Here is a 19,367-nt window from a genome sequence, read left to right on the forward strand (position 1 = left end):
TAATTACAATAATTATTAAATTATTTGTAATTATGTACGATATATTTAATATGGCAATTATGTACGTTGTTATTAATTTAAAAGTAAGGTGTCAAATTTCCATGGAATTAACATATGTTAAAGGCACCTTAAAAATAACTATGCCATATTAAAATAAATATATATAATTCACATGAAGTATATATATGACACAAAATAAGATCAGGAGGATATAGGATGATAAGAAACAAAAAGACCTACAAACAAATTATTTTATCATTAGTCATTACAACTACGCTAGTAACATTTAACATTACTTCGGCTTTAGCAAAGACTTTAGGCGGAACTTATAAAAGTGCCGTAGTAGTAACAAACTTTAATGAGCTAGAAGATGAAATAGCAGAAGCACTTAAAATAGGAGCTGTAACTGCAGAAATCAATTTAGATGATAAGTTCTTAGCAGAATTTAACAAGGGTGGTGGAAATCTTAAGGATTTAATCACAGCTAGTGGATTTAAAGCAGATGATTATCATAGTAATGTAATTAAACAATATGGCATTAGTTATGGTGGTAAATTAGTAAGTTATAAATTTGAGTACCTAGAAACAACAGAAGAGACAAAAGCTGTTGAAGCAGAGGTGCAAAAAATACTAGGGAAGATAATCACCCCAAATATGAAAGAAGAAGAAAAACTTAAGGTCATACATGATTATATAGTTACTAATGTTGAGTATGACTCAAATGGATTAAGATCTGGAAATTCGTCTCATAGTGCTTATGCAGCTTTGTTTAAGGACAAAGGTGGGGACCCTAAAGAGACAGTATGTCAGGGATATGCATTATTATTTTATAGAATGGCAATTGATGCTGGACTTGAAGCTAGAATAATGACTGGAAATGCTGGAGAAGCACATGCATGGAATCTCGTGAAAGTAAATGGTAATTGGTATCAGATAGATCTTACTTGGAATGACCCAGTGGGTATACCTGATAAAAACTATAAAAGATATGATTATTATAATCTTACAGATGATCAAATAAAGAAAGATCATAAAGTGTTTAATAACCCAGAGAAATATCCAAAATGTACTACAAACTATGAAGATGTTGAAACCAATGAAGTTATATTAGAAGAGATAGGAAGACTTAAAACTAATGATTTAAAAGTTACTACGGAAGCAGAATTTAAAGCCAGGATATTAGAAGAAATTGCAAAAGGAAAAACTAAAACTACTATCAAATACGAAGGGTTGAAAAGTCCAGAACTTGCAACTAATGTAATATGGAAGGTTAAAAATGAACAGCGCAATGTACTTAATGACTTACAAGCTCAATATTTGGCAAAGGATAATGGAATTGAATTTTATCTAGATATTAACTATAAAGATTCAATATCTAGTATAAAAGCTGAAAATAATTCTTATAATATGACTTTAGCAAAGCCAGAAAAAGTTAAGATAATAGCTAAAACTAAACTTGCTGAGTCTAAAGATATAACTAATAACAGCGTATACGTAAGTAGTAATACAAAGGTTGTTACTGTTGATAGAAGTACAGGTGAATTAATTCCACATTCAGTTGGAGATGCTAAAATTATAGTTAAATATGGTGGTGTACAAGATGAGATATTAGTTAAGGTAAACGACGTTGCAGCGAAGTCAACTAATTCTAACTTGTCTAAACTTAATGAAGACAATAATTTGATTGCTGGATTTAGTAAAGATGTTTTAAGTTATACTAAACAACTTCCAGCTGGAACTACTAATATCCCTGTAATTAAAGCTGATAAAGAAGATCCTAAAGCTAGTATTGATATTGTACAAGCTAAGAATTTAACAGGAAGCGAAGAAGAAAGAACAGCTAAAATTAATGTTAAAGCTGAAGATGGTTCTATAAAGACATATAAAGTTGTTTTTTCCCTTGAAGCAGAAGTTAAGCCAGTGGCTGACCCAGTAGTTAAACCAGTGGCTGATCCAGTAGTTAAGCCAGTAGTTAAACCAGTGGCTGATCCAGTAGTTAAGCCAGTGGCTGATCCAGTAGTTAAACCAGTGGCTGATCCAGTAGTTAAGCCAGTGGCTGACCCAGTAGTTAAACCAGTGGCTGATCCAGTAGTTAAGCCAGTGGCTGATCCAGTAGTTAAACCAGTGGCTGATCCAGTAGTTAAGCCAGTGGCTGACCCAGTAGTTAAACCAGTGGCTGATCCAGTAGTTAAGCCAGTAGTTAAACCAGTGGCTGATCCAGTAGTTAAGCCAGTGGCTGATCCAGTAGTTAAGCCAGTGGCTGATCCAGTAGTTAAACCAGTGGCTGATCCAGTAGTTAAGCCAGTGGCTGATCCAGTAGTTAAACCAGTGGCTGACCCAGTAGTTAAACCAGTAGTTAAACCAGTGGCTGATCCAGTAGTTAAGCCAGTGGCTGACCCAGTAGTTAAACCAGTAGTTAAACCAGTGGCTGATCCAGTAGTTAAGCCAGTGGCTGATCCAGTAGTTAAACCAGTGGCTGACCCAGTAGTTAAACCAGTGGCTGATCCAGTAGTTAAGCCAGTGGCTGACCCAGTAGTTAAACCAGTGGCTGATCCAGTAGTTAAGCCAGTGGCTGATCCAGTAGTTAAACCAGTAGTTAAACCAGTGGCTGATCCAGTGGTTAAACCAGTGGCTGACCCAGTAGTTAAACCAAAAATCAAACTACAAATTAAACCAGTACTTAATCCAGAATTTCAAGCAAATGCTAATTTAAAGAGTCAAAATAAAATGCAACTTGAAGCATATGCTGATTTAAAAGACGAAAATAAAATGCAACTTCAAGCAGAGGCTGATTTAAAAGACGAAGATGCACTAAAACTTATAGCGGATTCCGATTTGAAGAGTTCAGATGGTTCAGAATATAAAGCAATTATAAATGCCACATCAAAAGAAGGTATGGCACCAGAACTTCCATCTATGGTAACAGTATTAAATAGTGATGGAACATATAAGAAGTTAGAGGTTGAATGGAATGATGTTGATTCTATAAACTATGAAAAAAGTGGAGAGTTTGAAATTGAAGGAAGTATAAAAGATACTGGGGAAAAGGTAAAGGCAGTGGTAGTAGTAATATCTAATGAAGAAGATTTACCAAAGACAGGATCTTTAGTTAATTTTAATATTATTAATTCATTAGGATTAATTCTTATGTCACTAGGAGCGGTAATGGTTAAAAAATCAAAGAAGAGATTGGATTAACTAAATTACTAAAAAGATATATATTAAGTAAATTAAATATTTAAACAGAATAAACTTATAATAAAAGGTTTTGTGGGGTTAAACATATATTTTATATATGTTTAACCCCACTTATATTTTAGATATATAAAAATAAGATAAATGATTAAGTTTTTTTGATTAATTAAGTGTTCTTAGATTATATTTTACAAAAGTTAAAATAAGAATAAGAAGTTAAAATAAAAATGTGGCAACTACTTAAGATGATTGGTTTAAGAAGTTGCCATCTTTTTGGGTATATAGTGGTTAGGATTAAAGCTAAAAACTAAGCGGTAAAGCTGTCATAATAACAATTACAATCAATAGAGTCATTTACATCATAAAACTTAGCGAGGCAATGTACAAAATCTTCTTTTGACATGCCAGATTCTTCTGCTAAATGCTTAACCTGAATTAATATTTCTTCGGAAATCTTAAAAGTACCTTTACTCATAAAAACATACCTCCAAAAATTTAATAAGATACAAATACCTAAGAGTAAACATGTTATTACATTGTAATGATAGGTATTGTATATCACATTTAAACGTTATCATATATATAGTATACTATATTAAATGTAAGAATGATACAAACTTTAAAAATATTATTATGAAAATTATAATATTTTATTATAATCCTAATATAATCTTAAAGGTTTTGTTACTAAGCAGTTAAATGGTTAAAGTTACCTGGATATTAATTTGTAATATGCACACAATATTATTATAGAGAGGTGATTCCGATGGAAAAAGATTTTAACAACAATTATTTAGGCTTATACCGAAAATGATTTTAAGGTCTCCATATATTCACTAATCTTGTTGCCAGGGAATAGAAATATTCCCTGGTTTTATTTAATTAAATATTTATAAAATATATATTTAATTATATAACTTGTTGTAGTAAGATTAATGTATATAATAATAAAAAAGTTAAGATGTAAGAATCTTAGCTACTATAAAAAATTCAAAACTCAAATATTAAAATTTAATAATATATAACTAAAAGGAGATTTAAATATGAAAAATTTTAATTACTCAATTCCAACAAAGATATTTTTTGGAAGAGATCAGATAAACGTTTTAGGAGATCAGATAAAGAAGTATGGTTCTAAGGTTCTGCTTGTTTATGGTGGTGGAAGTATAAAGAAAAGCGGATTATATGAAAAGGTTGTAGATATCTTCAATAAAAACAACATTATATTTTGGGAACTTCCAGGTGTAGAGCCAAATCCAAGAATAACAAGTGTAAGAAAAGGAGCAGAAATTTGCAAGCAAAATCATATAGATATCATCCTTGCTGTAGGGGGAGGAAGTTCAATTGATTGTTCAAAGGTTATAGGAGCAGCTGCATGCTATGATGGAGAACCATGGGACCTGGTTATAGATCCAAGAAAAATAAAAAAGGTTCTTCCAATTGCAAGCATACTTACATTAGCAGCTACGGGATCTGAAATGGATGCGGGCGCAGTAATTACAAATTTAGAAACTAATCAAAAACTTGGAACAGGTCATAAAGATATGGCTCCTAAGTTTTCAATTTTGGATCCAACAAATACATTTACTGTGCCAAAGAGCCAAACAGCAGCGGGTACGGCAGATATAATGAGTCATATTTTTGAAGTGTATTTCAATAATACAAAAGGAGTTTATCTTCAAGATAGAATGGCCGAAGCGCTACTTAAAACTTGTATAAATTATGGTTCAAAGGCAATGGAAAATCCTGAAGATTATGAAGCTAGATCTAACCTTATGTGGGCATCAAGCCTTGCAATAAATGGGCTTTTAACCTATGGAAAAGAAACAAAATGGAGTGTTCATCCAATGGAACATGAGTTAAGTGCATTTTATGATATTACTCACGGTGTAGGACTTGCAATATTAACACCACATTGGATGAAGTATGTTTTAAATGATCATACACTAAATAAATTTGTTGAATATGGAGTTAATGTTTGGAATATTGATGAGAATTTAGACAAATATGAAATAGCACATAAGTCAATAGAAGAAACAAAGAAGTTCTTTATATCTTTAGGTATACCTTCTACATTAAGGGAAGTTGGTATAGAAGAAGAAAGTTTAGAAAAGATGGCAAATCAATCTACTGTAAGAGGTAGTATTGGTAATTTCCTACCTTTAGATTCAAAGGATATACTAAATATATATAAAGCAGCATTGTAATAAAAACAGTAGTAATTACTATTGTAAAATCATAGTAATGTAAAGTGGAAATAAGTATATATTTAAATTAAGATAAAGATTAAGTATTAAATCATGATATGAACAGCATAGAAGGCACCTAGAATTAACATTATTCTAGATGCCTTTTTTATTAATATGTGTATAGATGCATATTAATAGTTAAATTTGAATATATTAAAATGAGCTATTAAGCATAATTCGAATTACAGGAGTATTTTTGTGTATTATGTAAACTAGTTTGTTAAGGGAGGATAAATATGGATAATGAAAATTTAACATTAAAGTCAGACCTTGAGATTTATACATTCGGCGACTTTGATGTAAAGTACAAAGGAATTTCTATAGTTTATAAATTTAATAACAGTCCTCAAATTTTCAACTTGTTCATGTTTTTTATATCATATAGACATAGAATTTTAAGTGCCGAGTTTATAGAAGAAAATTTATGGGAAGACAAAGAGTATCAAGATTCAAAAAGTGTTATAAAAGGGCAAATATTTAGATTGAGAAAGCTAATAAAAGAGGCTAGCTTAGAAGAATGTAATGGTGAGTTAGAAAAATATATTGAAATTGAATTTAAAAGTGGAGGCTATTCTCTTAATCTAAAAGGAGATTATTTTATTGATAATGAGGAATTTCAAAAGAAAATCAAAATTATTAAGAGGGCTGAAGAGTTAGAGATAGTAGATATAGAAGGAGACCTATTTAAACAGCTTCAAATGACCGTGAATTATGATGGTGAAGAGTTATATAGTGGGAGTTTAGGTGACTTTTCAAAGGAAAATTTATATTTAGCTGATTTTCAAAAGGGAGATAGTAAAGAAATAGATATAAATGTATATCTTCAAGGAGAAGAAACAGATAATAGGTATCAAGATAAATATATTAAGTCACAGTGGATATTTACAGCAAATGTAGATGGAAATCAAAAGATGGATAAAGCTAAAGGGAATAACATCTGGGGACTCCCTAAAACTGGAGGCGTAAGTTTAATTACACTTTGTGTAGCTGGTGTAGCTTTAATGTTAGTTGGAGTGGAAAAGTTATTAACAAATAAAGAAAGAACAGATAAGACTAACTTCTAAAGATTAATAAAGATATAATGATTAGAAGTTTACTAAGAATGAAAGTTAAAAGGGAGATAGAAGATTACTCTAGCTCTCTTTTTAGTTTTAGATATATATTTATTAGTAAAGATATAATTTTATATGTTATAATGTATTAAATATTATAGAGTGCAAAAGTAATATTTAATATATTATAAATTAAGAAAATAGGAGTATATAAAGCAATGAAAGAACTTAATATTGATTTAGATTTACTTTTAGAATCATTTTCAATTAATGAAGATGATTTAGGTAAGGAATATTTAGATACTAATACAGGTGAGATTATGAATATTCCTTCTGAATTAGAGAGTATAGCAAAAGGAAGCTTTGAAGAATCGAAACTAGAAGATTGGCAAAAAGAATTATTAGAAGAGTCATTTAAGATTAAAAAAGACAATAATGGTAGATACATAATTATACCTACTATTTCAGAAGACTATATAAATAATGTTATGATAAGCTTTGTAAATGAAAATATAGTTTCTAAGGATATTGAAAATAAACTTAAAGAGGCCTTGAGTGGGAATACAGCCTTTAGGAGTTTTAAAAGTATATTATTTGAAAATCATTATGAACTAGATCAGTGGCATGAATATGAAGAACATAAATTAAAAGATTATGTTGTAAGTTGGCTCTTTAGTAATAACATTATAATGAAATAGAAGAATCTTGAAAACATTCAAGGTTCTTTTTTGTTGGGTTCTTGTCCCAATTAGAAAGATGATTATCAACTATAACTATTGCAAATAAATCTAATGTTTTAAAAAAAGTAAGGCTTTGCTGAATATTATAATGATATAATTAGTATAGTTATATTAGCAGTGAATCAAGAAGATAGGAATATTATTGTTACACATTTAACTTATATGAGGTGATTTCGTTGACTTTAGCAACTACAATAAATATCCAAAAGTTTTCAGTTCATGATGGACCGGGAATTCGTACCACGGTGTTCTTGAAAGGATGTCCTTTAAATTGTTGGTGGTGTCATAATCCAGAAAGTCAAAATAAAAAACATGAAATCCTGTTTTTTAAGGAGCGGTGTACGGGGTGTGGTGTATGTGTTAAAAGATGCCCTGAAAATGCTATTGAAATCAAAGGTGGGTATCCAGTAACAGATAAAGACAAATGTATACTTTGTGGTAAGTGTTCAGATTTTTGTCCTACAAATGCTAAAGAATATGTAGGACAAGACCTATCAGTTAAAGAAATTATGAAAGAAATTATAAAAGATCAAGTATTTTATGAGGAATCAGAAGGGGGAGTAACATTTTCAGGTGGAGAACCTATGTTATATAAAGACTTTTTAAATGAAGTATTAAAAGCTTGTAAAATTCGGGGTATCCATACAGCAATAGATACAAGTGGTGAGGCACCCTTTGAAAGTTTTGATGAAATAAAGGATAATGTAGATTTATTTTTATATGATATTAAAATCATGGATACTAGAAGGCATAAAAAATACACAGGGGTTGGCAATGAATTAATTCTTGAAAATTTGAAAAGGTTATCAGACTCTGGTGCTAATATATTTGTAAGGATGCCTATCATTGCAGGAATTAATGATGATGATTTAAATATAGATGCGAGTGTTGCTTATTTGTCGAAATTAAATATAATACAAGTTAATTTATTACCATATCATAAAATGGGTATGGATAAATATAAAAGATTAGACATTAGGTATAAGTTATCTGGTATGGAAAAGCCATCAGATGTAAGGTTAGAAGAAATAAAGGATAAATTCAACAAAGCAGGTATTAAAGTGAAGATAGGAGGGGGATAATTATGATAACTAATAGGGTAAAAAGATTAAGGGAAGAGAGTTTAAATGCAGTTCCTCGTATTTCTATGGAAAGAGCACAGGTGGTAGATAGGGTGTATAAACTTTACGAAGGTAAGGTTTCTGTACCAGTTATTAGAGCTTTAGTTTTGAAAGAATTTATGTCTACAAAGAAACTTTGCATAAATGAGGGTGAATTAATAGTTGGAGAAAGAGGGGAAGAGCCAGCAGCTACTCCTACTTATCCGGAATTATGCTGTCACACTACTTGGGATATGGAGATAATGAATAAGCGTGAAAATATATCTTTTAAGGTTAAGGATGGAGATATAAAGATGCAAAAAGACGTTATAATTCCTTTTTGGGAAAAAAGATCAATAAGACATAAGATACTTGAAAATATGACAGAAGAGTGGAAGCATTGTTATAAGGCAGGTATATTCACAGAATTTATGGAGCAAAGAGGTCCTGGACATACAGTTTGTGATGATAAGATATATAAAAAAGGATTTTTAGATTTTAAAAAAGATATTGAAGATTCTATAAAAGGTCTTGATTTTAATGAGGATAATGAAGCCTTAGATAAAAAAAACCAGTTAGAGGCTATGAGTATAGCTTGTGATGCAATAATGATACTAGGTAAACGTTATTCTGAGTATGCAAAAGAACTTGCAGAAAAAGAAACTGATTTAATGGCTAGGGAAGAGCTTCTTGAAATTTCTAAGGTATGTAGTCATGTTCCAGCAAATGCTCCAAGAAACTTTAGAGAGGCGCTTCAAATGTATTGGTTCGTTCATCTTTGTGTTATTTCTGAATTAAATCCATGGGATGCTTATAATCCAGGAAGATTAGATCAACATTTAAATCCTTTTTATGAAAGGGAAATAGAAGGAGGTACATTAACTCATGATAAGGCAGAAGAATTATTACAATGCTTTTGGGTTAAATTTAATAATCAGCCTGCTCCTCCAAAGGTTGGAATCACATTAAAGGAAAGTGCAACTTATACAGACTTTGCTAATATTAATGTAGGTGGAGTTAAGGTTGATGGAGCAGATGGAGTTAATGATGTAAGCTACATGCTATTAGATGTTATAGATGAAATGAAACTTTTACAACCAAGTTCAAATGTTCAAATAAGCAAGAAGAGTCCACAAAAATTCGTTAAAAGAGCTTGTGAGATTTCAAGAAAAGGATGGGGGCAACCATCTATGTTTAATACAGATGCTGTAATTCAAGAACTTATTAATGCAGGGAAATCTTTAGAAGATGCTAGATGTGGTGGGAATAGCGGATGTGTTGAAACGGGAGCTTTTGGTAAGGAAGCATATATTCTTACAGGATACTTTAATTTACCTAAGATATTAGAAATAACTTTAAATAATGGTATAGATATAATCACTGGTGAAAAGTTAGGTATTGAAACGGGCAATGCTAATGATTTCAAAACTTATGATGAGTTATTTGAAGCATACAAAAAACAACTTAAACATTTTATTGAAATTAAAGTAAGAGGTAATAGGGTTATTGAAAGAATATATGCAACTATGATGCCGGTGCCATTTCTTTCAATTGTAACAGATGATTGCATCTCTAATGGAAAAGATTATAATGCAGGTGGTGCTAGATACAATGTTAGTTATATACAAGGTGTTGGGATAGGTACAATAACAGATGCTCTAACAGCTATAAAGTATCAAGTTTTTGATAAAAAGAATATAACTATGGATGAATTGTCTAAAACATTAAAAGATAATTTTAAGGGGCATGAAGATGTGCTAAAACTTTTAAAAGATAAAACTCCTAAGTATGGAAATGATAATGACTATGCAGATGACGTAATGAAGGAGATATTTGAAGCCTTCTTTAAAGAAGTAGATGGTAGGAAAAATGGTAAGGGTGGAGTGTTTAAAATAAATATGCTCCCAACTACATGCCATGTTTATTTTGGATCGGTTATAGGCGCAACTCCAAATGGTAGAAAGGCTTATGTTCCACTTTCTGAAGGGATTTCACCAGAAAAAGGAGCGGACTTAAAAGGACCTACAGCAGTTATTAAATCAGCATCTAAGATGGATCATCTAAAAACAGGTGGAACATTATTAAATCAAAAGTTTACTCCATCTGTTGTAGAGGGTGAAAAAGGTCTTAATAATATGGCGGATTTAGTAAGAACGTATTTTAAATTAGATGGACACCATATTCAATTTAATGTAGTAAACAAAGAAGTGCTAATAGAGGCACAAAAAAGCCCTGATGAATATAAAGATCTTATAGTAAGAGTTGCTGGATACAGTGACTATTTCAATAACCTTGATGAGGTATTACAAAATGAAATAATTGACAGAACTGAACAAACCTTTGCATAATGTAGCTCTATTAAAATATAAGGAGATGTAATTATGAAAAAAACAATAGGATTTATAGGATGTGGAAACATGGGCCTTGCTATGGTGGGAGGAATCATCAAAAGTAATATAGTTTCCTCAGATAGTATAATAGTTGGAGATTTGAATGAGCAGAACTTAAAATCAGCCAAAGAAAAGTATAATATTAATACAACTATTGATAATAATGAGGTTGCTAAGATTTCCGATATATTAATTTTATCTGTAAAGCCAAATTTATATAAGGTTATAATTGATCAAATAAAAGATGAGATAAAAGATGATGTAATAATCGTAACTATTGCGGCTGGAAAAGATATTAAAGGAACAGAAGAAATGTTTGAAAGAAAAGTAAAGGTAATTAGAGTAATGCCTAATACACCAGCTCTTGTAGGTGAAGGCATGTCTGCAATATGTGCTAATGACATAGTAACTAAAGAAGAAATATCATATATTGTTACTATATTTGAAAGCTTTGGTAAGGCAGAGATGGTTAGTGAAAAATTAATGGATGTTGTAACTGCTGTAAGTGGATCAGCTCCAGCTTACGTGTATATGTTTATAGAGGCCATGGCTGATGCTGCAGTATTAGATGGTATGCCAAGAGACCAAGCTTATAAGTTTGCAGCTCAAGCAGTATACGGGTCTGCAAAAATGGTATTAGAGACAGGAATGCATCCAGGAGCTTTAAAAGACATGGTTTGTTCTCCAGGGGGGACAACTATAGAGGCTGTAGCAACTCTTGAAGAAAAGGGACTAAGAACAGCAGTTATTTCAGCTATGAGAAACTGCACTAAAAAGTCTATTGAAATGTCTAATTTAAAATAAGGGGTGTTTTTGTAGTAATAATTAAGGTGAGTTAAAGGTTTAAAACTTTGTTTATATAACTTTAAGAAACTTCCTTCGGGAGGTTTTTTAAAGTTGATAATATATAGAGTAAATAGAAGTTAGAGCCTATATGGGAGAGTTAGATTACTCATATAAAAGCTAACAAGTTTTGAATAAACTATTAAATATATTAAAATGGGTATAGAAAATTAAATAAGATAAAATCAACTAAAAATTTATATAATTATATAAGTTAAAAGGGAACCAGGTTAAAATCCTGGACGGTACGGCCACTGTATTTGGGGAGCTACTTCCATGTTATTATAAAGTCACTGGAATTTATTTTTCTGGGAAGGCGGAAGGATGCTATGAACCATAAGTCAGGATATCTAACTAGTTGAAAGTGTAATAGGAGCCTTCCAATTAAGGGTTTGACACAAAATATTAAGATGTTTATATAAGTTTAATATTATAAATATATTTATATATTTATATGTTTATATGTAACTTATATATATTAGTTAAACCTTAGCCTTTTAAAGCTAAGGGTTTTATTATTATAAGAATAATTTTAATGCACCTATTCACGTGTACAAGTTAAGTGATAGGTGCATTTTACTTTTAATTGGAAACTTCTATATAAGTAATATAAGTTTTAGAAAAATATGTTTATCTAATAAGGAGGTATTAAAAACTCAAATTATAATTAAAAAAGAGTTTAATCTTCGATAAAGAAAGGGTGTTAGTATGAAAAGAAATAAGTTCCAATATTTAAGTATGGTTTTAATTTTTTCTATACTTTTAAATATAATATCATATGTTCCAGTTATGGCATTGTCAGAAGGTAAGCAATCTTCAATAAAGGAAGCTATAGAAACAACAAAAGGTAATATAAAGTCACTTTCAAAGTATGAAGATAGTGATACATTAGCCTTAAATTTATTAGGGGAAAATGTAGATTCAAATAAAATAAATATTTATAAAGATAAGAGACTTAAAACTTATCCAAAGAATATTATAAACTTAATTGCAGCAGGTAAAGATCCTGAAGATTATGAAGGTAAAAATTATGTAAAAGAAGTCCTAGATGGACAAATACAAAATGGACTTTTTGTAGTAAGTAATGAGCAGGCAGATTCATATCCTGAAAATATGGCATATGGGATTATTGCAATGGACATGGCCAAGGCTCCGTATAATAAGGAATCAGCAGTTAAGTTATTAATGAGCTTTGCAAAAGAAGCTGACGAAGGTAAGAGTTTTGATGACCAGGTTGTAACAACATCTCTTGGAATAATTGCTTTATCTTCACATAAAGATGTAGAAGGTGTTAGTAAATTAATTGAAGAGCTAAAGAAATATTTAAAAAGTGAGCAGCTTTACGATGGTAGTTTTTCTAACAATTCTTTATCCGATGAGGACTTAGAGTCAGAAGGAAACTCTGTAGCAACAGCCATGGTTATACAAGCCCTTGTAGCTCTAGAGGAAAATCCGCTAGCTGATGAATGGATTAAAGAGGGAGAAAGTCTTTTAGATGCTCTACTGTCTTTTAAAGAAGAAGACAAATTTATATACAATAGTAGTTATAGAAGAGTTTCAGAAGATGAAGCTACATCTTTTGCCATACTAGCTTTAAAGGGTATTGAAACGGGTAAGTCGGCATATAAGATAGTAAAACAAGAACAAAAAAAACCCAATTTTATAGAGATAGTAGCAGATAATACTTCTATTAAAGAAGGTAAGATAATATCTTTAGAAACAAAGATATTAGATAAAGATAAGGATATAGTACAAGGTAATGAAATTATATGGGCTATAGATGATGAAAATGTTGCATATATAGATGAAAAAGGTATATTAAAAGCTAAAGCAAAGGGGACAACTAAGGTTCATGCATCCATAAAGGGTAATGAAGATATAAATACCCATATAAGTATAAGTGTGTACGCTCCTGTAGCAAAATCTATAGAAATATTAAATACTGAAGAATCTATAGAAATTGGGGATAGCATACCTTTAAAATCTATGGTAAAAGACCAGGATGGCGAAGATATTAAAAATGCAAATCTGATTTGGAGTGTGGATAATAAAAAGTTAGCTTCAATTGATAATGATGGATTTTTAAAAGCACGCAAAGAAGGTATTATAACGGTATCTGCACAACTAGGTAATGATCAGAATATAAAGACAACAAAAAACTTTAATATTAAGAAGCCTAGTTCATTAGAAGACATAAGTGTTGAAGATAAGGCAAAAATAAAAAATGAAATCGAAAATTTAAAGAAGTTCTATGAAATGGAAACTGTAGAGTCTATGGTTCCAATTGCCTTAAGTAAGGTTAATACAGATAAAAAGATATTAGACAAGGTTTATATAAAAAGAGGGGAATCCTCTTTGATATACGCTCAAAACACATTGGCATTGATTGGTTCTGGGAAAGACCCTAAAGATTATAAAGGTAATGATTATGTTAAAGGGTTAGTTAAATCTCAGAGAAAAGAAGGCGAAAAGTTCCAAGGTCAATTCATAATTAATGATATATTAGATATTGATGCGCCTGCTATACTAGCATATTCTATAATAGCTTTAGAAACTGCAAAAGCTGATTATGATAAAGAACTTGCTATTAATGCATTAATGGACTTAATACTTAATAATAAAAATACGAGTAATACCTATAGCAATATAGAGTCTAATGGTATGGCTCTTATAGCATTAGCTTCTCACCCTGAAATTAAAGGTGTGGATAATGCCATAAGTACAATTATTACTACAATGAAGTCTTCGCAAAGACCTGATGGAACCTTTGAATCAGGTAATAAGTCTAGGGCTTTAGCTATAGTAATTCAGGGGCTAGTTGCAAATAATATAAATCCTCTTTCTAAAGAGTGGATTAAAGATAAGAGTATGCTAGATGCACTTTTAAAGTTTAAGGCAGCACCAAGAGGTAATAATAAATATGGTGGCTTTGCTAAGTTTGAAGGTGGAGCATATGAAATGGTAGCTACGTCACATGTAGTTGGGGCATTAGTTGACCTACATTATGGTGAATCAATATTTGGAATAAAAAATGATTCTATGGGTGAGATAAAAGAACCAGCAGTTATATCAATTGAAGGTGTGAAAGAAGGGAAAATATATACAGAGACTATAAATATAGATATATCTACAGATGAAGGGACCTGGAAGGCTACATTAAATGGAGAAGATTTCTTCGGTGGTGCTATAAGTAAGGCAGGGAAATATACACTGAAAGTTGTAGCGGAGCTAGAAGGGGTTAAATCAGAAAAAGAAGTTAATTTCATAGTAGACATGCCTCCTTATGAAAAGGTAAGGGTAAGAGTTGAAGGTAATGAAAAAACTTTATTCAATGATATCGTAGATTCTAGTATTTCCCAAAGTAATGTCCTTGAAGTTTTAATGAAAGCTGTAGGAAAAGAAAATATTAATGGAACTGGAAATGGCGAAGGTTATATGGTAACTGGAATACTCGGAGAAAATCAAGTCGAGAATTTTGGATGGAGCTATTATGTAAAAAGAGGTTTAGATATTAAGCAACCTATGATAGGGGCAGCTGGATTTATTGATATAAAAGATTCGGAAGGTAAGTTTAATTATGATGAGATAGTATTCTACATGACTCATTATAAATATGATGGCGACTTTAAATCATATACAAATATACCAATGGTATCACTGAGGTCTTTAGATGGTAATCATGAAATAACATTGCTAAACAAAATAGATAAGACACCTTTAAAGAATGCTGACATTAATATTGAAGGTATAGGTGACTTTAAGACGGATGATAATGGAAAAGTAACATTTAAAGCACCAAGTGATATATATAATATAACAATTGGTAAAAGAGATAAGTATATAGAAATTGTACCAAACACTTATGTAGTATCTCTTCCTGTAGAGGAAGAAATTTTAGAGACAATCTATGATGAAGATAAGATAAGTGAAGGTATTAAAGATCCATTTATAAAATATATTTTAATAGGTATGGATAAGGATGGAAAGATTTCTTCGGAAATATTTGAGAAGTCTTTAGGAAAGAATAAGATTTTAAGATTCATAAATAAGGATATGACATGGGAATTTGAAACAAAGAATATAAGAAAAGAGAATGTAAAGTCTATAGATATAGATTTAAATAAAGACAGCCAAAACAAAGAATCTATTTTAAAAGAATATAATGATGCTAAAATATTATCATTTAAAGATAATGGAATATTACCAGCTAAAGCAAAGATAACAATGAAGCACGATACTGCGAAACCTGTTTATTTATATTATTATGATGAAAAGACTCATAATGTAGAAAAGGTTAGTGGACCACATAAAACAGCTGATGGTAATATAGTATTTGAAATAGAACATTGTAGTGATTATTTTTTATCTAGTATAGATTCAGATAAAAAGCTAGAGGTAAAATTACAAGATGTACTAATGGAGATTACTAGATATTATGAAGATAAAGATATTTATAGTTTCAGAGAAGCATTAGGATTAAGCAATATATCAAAAAATATAAATGTAAAAGATAAGATAGAAGTTTTTGAAGTAGACAATGTTAGTGATGCTATAAATAATATAATTTCCCTTATTGCAGCAGGAGAGAATCCAAAAGATTACAAGGGTAAGAATTATGTTAAGATGCTTAAGGATTCGCAAAATAAAGATGGAGCTTTTGTAATTTTAGATGGTGATGAAGACTGGCCAACTCTGCAAGCATTTGCAGTGATTGCACTAGATATGTCAAAGGCTGATTATGATAAAGAAAAGGCCTTAAATCATATAATCTCTATGTCAAAGGATGGCCATTATGGAGATGTAGATACTACGGCAATGGTTATTACAGCATTATCAAATCACAAGGATATAAAAGGAATAGAAGAAATAATAAACTCTTCTATAGAATATATAAATAACAAACAATTAGAAAGCGGCGGATTTGAATCTTATGGAAAGGAAAATCCATATACATTATCCTCAGTAATACAAGCACTTATATCTAATGAGGATGATATCTTCTCTAAAAGATGGGTTAAAAATGGAAACACACTTTTAGATGCACTTTTAACTTTTAAAACAGGAGATCATTTTGAATTTAAGAGTGAGTGGGGAACAGAAACTAAAATGAGTACTGAACAAGCAATACTTGCTCTAGGAGATATATACAATAAAAAATCTGTTTATAAGTATATGACTCTTTCAGGAAATGAAGTAGAAGCAAAAGAAGGAAATAAAATAGAAGTAAAAGAAGGAAATGAAATAGAAGTAAAAGAAGTAGAGGAGAAAAAAGGTAATGAAGAAGTAAAAGAAGAAATAACAAGCACACATCTGGAAGATGGAAATGCTGATAGTGAAAATACAGACAAAGCTAATATAAAAGAAAATGCAATGAAGATTATTCAAGATGGAAAATCTGAATCTAAGGTTGATACAAAGGAACTTGTTAAGACAGGTAGTATTATAGGATTTAAATCTTTGATAGCAATATCTATGATTATGATTATAGCTGGAATAATAATTATAAAAAGAAAAAAGAAGAAGTCTGTAATTTAATTTAATCACCTCTAGAGTTATAGAAATAAGATACATATTGATAAAGTTTACTTTATCAGTATGTATCTTTTATTTAGGGTAATGATTTATTTAAACGTTAAAGTGCTTTGTTTCAAGGCTTAACTTTTCAGAAACTATATTAAGATCTGATGCAAATTTTGACACGGCTTCAGAGCTTGCCAATATTTCTTCGGAGGAAGCTGAAATTTCTTCGGAAGATGCAGAAGTTTCTTCTGCTACGGCAGTAATGGCATCTATATTTCCTAATATTGTATCTTTTGATTTTAAGGCTGATTTTAAAGCAATATTGGTGTTATCTACAAGTGGTGATATATTATGAATTGAGGATAATATATCGGTAAAAGCATTTAGTGTATCATTTACTATGTGGTTTTGATTTTCAGCTGTAAGAATAACCTTATCTGAAGTTATAATTACATCTGTAGTTTCATTTCTTATGGATTTAATTAATTCTTGTATCTTTTCTGTTGAATATTTTGATTGTTCAGCTAAGCTTCTTACCTCTTCTGCAACTACAGAGAAACCTCTTCCGTGTTCACCAACGCGAGCAGCCTCTATGGCAGCATTAAGAGCTAAAAGGTTAGTTTTATCGGAAATACTATTTATAACATCGGTTATATTTCCTATCTGTGAAACACTTACATTTAAATTGTTAATTTTAATTACCATAGTTTTAAAAGAACAATTCACATTATTTATAGATTTTAAAAGTAAGTTTATTTGATCTTTACCAATTACCGCCTTTTCCTCTGTAATAATAGAACTATTTTTAACTTCTGTAATTCTTCTTTTAATAATTTCTAATTCTTGGGCTAGGCTATACATTCTAGTAGAAATGTCTAAAAGGTCATTACTTTGTTGGCTTGTACCGTTTGTAACTTCTTGAACAGCTATGGTTACTTCCCCAGTAGCTAAAGCTGTTTGCTCTGAAATGGATTTCAAGGTGCATGCCATGTCGTTAACAGTTGATGTATTATATTTTATAGATGTAATTGCAGTTTTTAAACTTTGACACATATGATTAAAGCTATTAGCTAATATACCAATTTCATCATTACTATGTACATCTATCTTACTATTTAAATTACCATTAGATATATCTGTAGAAGCGAAAACTAAATTAGATAATGGGGTAATAATGCTTCTAGATATTTTAAACATGATTAGTATAGCTATGGAAAAAGATATTATGCTAATAATTATTATAAATGAAACGGTGTCATAGATGGTTTTATTAAGGTTATCCATAGAAAGCCCTATACTTGCCATACCTATATGAATTCCATTCTTATTTACAGGAATTGTAACATTATACACACTTAAATTATCATTGTTAGTTTCTATAAATGAATAAGTATCTCCTTGATTTACACTAGATTTACTTTTTTGGTTATCTAAAATTGTTCCTATTTTGTCTTTATCACTATGTGCTATTACATTAAAGTTAGTATCTGTAAAGGCTCCATAAACTATAGTTTTATCTTTTACTATATTATCTAGCAAGGTTTGGACTTTAAGGTTATCTGTTAACTGTTGAATCTTATTAGAAGCTATACCGATCTGTATTATGCCACCATTAGAATTTTTTACACAACCGTATTTATAGTAATCTCCAGTTTCACGGCTTTTTCTTATATCTTCAATTAAGAAGGTTTTATCGCCTTTAAGCACAGGATAGTATAGATGATCTTTATCAAATGAAATTCCTATATTGGTAGATATATTAGAGAAAATTATTACACCAGAAGCATCTGTTATAGATATTTCATCTACTTTGAAATTTTCTCCAATGGAAAGTAAATAGTCATTATTAACATAATCCATGTTAATGGAAATAAATGAACCTAAGTTTTTAATTTTATCATCTATGGTTTCATTTAAGATATCTAAAGCAAGGCTATTATTTTCAACTTGTTTAGAAATTTGAGTACCTATGTTGGATCCATCTACTTCCATTTGAGATAATAGCTTAGATTTTGATATTATTACAGAACCAGAAGCTATACATGTGATTATTACAAATATTATAATGATTGGAACCGTTAAAATTTTGAATCTTATGGACTGAATATATTTTTTGAGTTTATGCATATACTTAACCCCCTTATTTAAAACATATTTATATGAGGATTTTATCATATAATGTAAGAGAAGTCATTAATCCAGTAGGAATTTATAATATTATTAGAAGTAAATAATAATATGTATAATAATTAGCATATAATACACAAACTTATGATGA

The 19,367-nt window shown here is 30.3% G+C and carries 10 protein-coding genes and 1 riboswitch; of the genes, 8 read left to right on the forward strand and 2 right to left on the reverse strand.

What is annotated here, in order from left to right:
- Positions 1 to 216: 216 nt before the first annotated feature.
- Positions 217 to 3,198, forward strand: coding sequence for an Ig-like domain-containing protein (locus DY168_RS02875; RefSeq protein ID WP_115640393.1), 2,982 nt, complete (start codon positions 217 to 219; stop codon positions 3,196 to 3,198).
- 304 nt (positions 3,199 to 3,502) lie between these two features.
- Here the strand turns inward: DY168_RS02875 and DY168_RS14605 are convergent, their stop codons facing one another.
- The gene (locus DY168_RS14605) at positions 3,503 to 3,670 is read right to left on the reverse strand and encodes a hypothetical protein (RefSeq protein WP_172556249.1); all 168 of its coding nucleotides are present in this window, start codon (positions 3,668 to 3,670) and stop codon (positions 3,503 to 3,505) included.
- A 568-nt stretch (positions 3,671 to 4,238) separates the two neighbouring features.
- Between DY168_RS14605 and DY168_RS02880 the strand changes: the two genes are divergently transcribed.
- From DY168_RS02880 to DY168_RS02910, 7 genes are all read left to right on the forward strand, one after another.
- Positions 4,239 to 5,402 carry an iron-containing alcohol dehydrogenase gene (locus DY168_RS02880; protein ID WP_115640394.1) on the forward strand — a complete coding sequence of 388 codons (1,164 nt, stop codon included), beginning with the start codon at positions 4,239 to 4,241 and terminating at the stop codon, positions 5,400 to 5,402.
- A gap of 278 nt (positions 5,403 to 5,680) precedes the next feature.
- Positions 5,681 to 6,508: a winged helix-turn-helix domain-containing protein gene (locus tag DY168_RS02885; RefSeq protein WP_115640395.1), complete on the forward strand. Its 828-nt coding sequence runs from the start codon at positions 5,681 to 5,683 to the stop codon at positions 6,506 to 6,508.
- Between the two features lie 206 nt (positions 6,509 to 6,714).
- Positions 6,715 to 7,194, forward strand: coding sequence for a UPF0158 family protein (locus DY168_RS02890; protein WP_115640396.1), 480 nt, complete (start codon positions 6,715 to 6,717; stop codon positions 7,192 to 7,194).
- A 218-nt stretch (positions 7,195 to 7,412) separates the two neighbouring features.
- Complete coding sequence (locus tag DY168_RS02895) at positions 7,413 to 8,318, forward strand: trans-4-hydroxy-L-proline dehydratase activase (RefSeq protein WP_115640397.1); 906 nt, start codon at positions 7,413 to 7,415, stop codon at positions 8,316 to 8,318.
- Positions 8,319 to 8,320: 2 nt separating this feature from the next.
- Positions 8,321 to 10,684, forward strand: a complete 2,364-nt coding sequence (hypD, locus tag DY168_RS02900; protein WP_115640398.1) for a trans-4-hydroxy-L-proline dehydratase — start codon at positions 8,321 to 8,323, stop codon at positions 10,682 to 10,684.
- A gap of 33 nt (positions 10,685 to 10,717) precedes the next feature.
- Positions 10,718 to 11,530 carry a pyrroline-5-carboxylate reductase gene (gene proC, locus DY168_RS02905; RefSeq protein WP_115640399.1) on the forward strand — a complete coding sequence of 271 codons (813 nt, stop codon included), beginning with the start codon at positions 10,718 to 10,720 and terminating at the stop codon, positions 11,528 to 11,530.
- 217 nt (positions 11,531 to 11,747) lie between these two features.
- Positions 11,748 to 11,937: riboswitch (cobalamin riboswitch) on the forward strand.
- A 340-nt stretch (positions 11,938 to 12,277) separates the two neighbouring features.
- The gene (locus DY168_RS02910) at positions 12,278 to 17,104 is read left to right on the forward strand and encodes a prenyltransferase/squalene oxidase repeat-containing protein (protein ID WP_115640400.1); all 4,827 of its coding nucleotides are present in this window, start codon (positions 12,278 to 12,280) and stop codon (positions 17,102 to 17,104) included.
- Positions 17,105 to 17,194: 90 nt separating this feature from the next.
- Here DY168_RS02910 and DY168_RS02915 read toward each other — a convergent pair whose 3' ends face one another.
- Positions 17,195 to 19,216, reverse strand: coding sequence for a methyl-accepting chemotaxis protein (locus DY168_RS02915; RefSeq protein WP_172556250.1), 2,022 nt, complete (start codon positions 19,214 to 19,216; stop codon positions 17,195 to 17,197).
- Positions 19,217 to 19,367 lie beyond the last annotated feature (151 nt).

Origin of the sequence: Clostridium putrefaciens (assembly GCF_900461105.1) — a bacterium.
Taxonomy (GTDB): Bacteria; Bacillota; Clostridia; order Clostridiales; family Clostridiaceae; genus Clostridium_L; species Clostridium_L putrefaciens.

Excerpts from the sequence above, each read along its gene's own strand:
- DY168_RS02885 (WP_115640395.1), top strand. The coding sequence starts at position 5,681 with ATGGATAATGAAAATTTAACATTAAAGTCAGACCTTGAGATTTATACA.
- DY168_RS14605 (WP_172556249.1), bottom strand. The coding sequence starts at position 3,670 with ATGAGTAAAGGTACTTTTAAGATTTCCGAAGAAATATTAATTCAGGTT.
- hypD (WP_115640398.1), top strand. The coding sequence starts at position 8,321 with ATGATAACTAATAGGGTAAAAAGATTAAGGGAAGAGAGTTTAAATGCA.
- DY168_RS02915 (WP_172556250.1), bottom strand. The coding sequence starts at position 19,216 with ATGCATAAACTCAAAAAATATATTCAGTCCATAAGATTCAAAATTTTA.
- DY168_RS02890 (WP_115640396.1), top strand. The coding sequence starts at position 6,715 with ATGAAAGAACTTAATATTGATTTAGATTTACTTTTAGAATCATTTTCA.
- proC (WP_115640399.1), top strand. The coding sequence starts at position 10,718 with ATGAAAAAAACAATAGGATTTATAGGATGTGGAAACATGGGCCTTGCT.
- DY168_RS02910 (WP_115640400.1), top strand. The coding sequence starts at position 12,278 with ATGAAAAGAAATAAGTTCCAATATTTAAGTATGGTTTTAATTTTTTCT.
- DY168_RS02875 (WP_115640393.1), top strand. The coding sequence starts at position 217 with ATGATAAGAAACAAAAAGACCTACAAACAAATTATTTTATCATTAGTC.
- DY168_RS02880 (WP_115640394.1), top strand. The coding sequence starts at position 4,239 with ATGAAAAATTTTAATTACTCAATTCCAACAAAGATATTTTTTGGAAGA.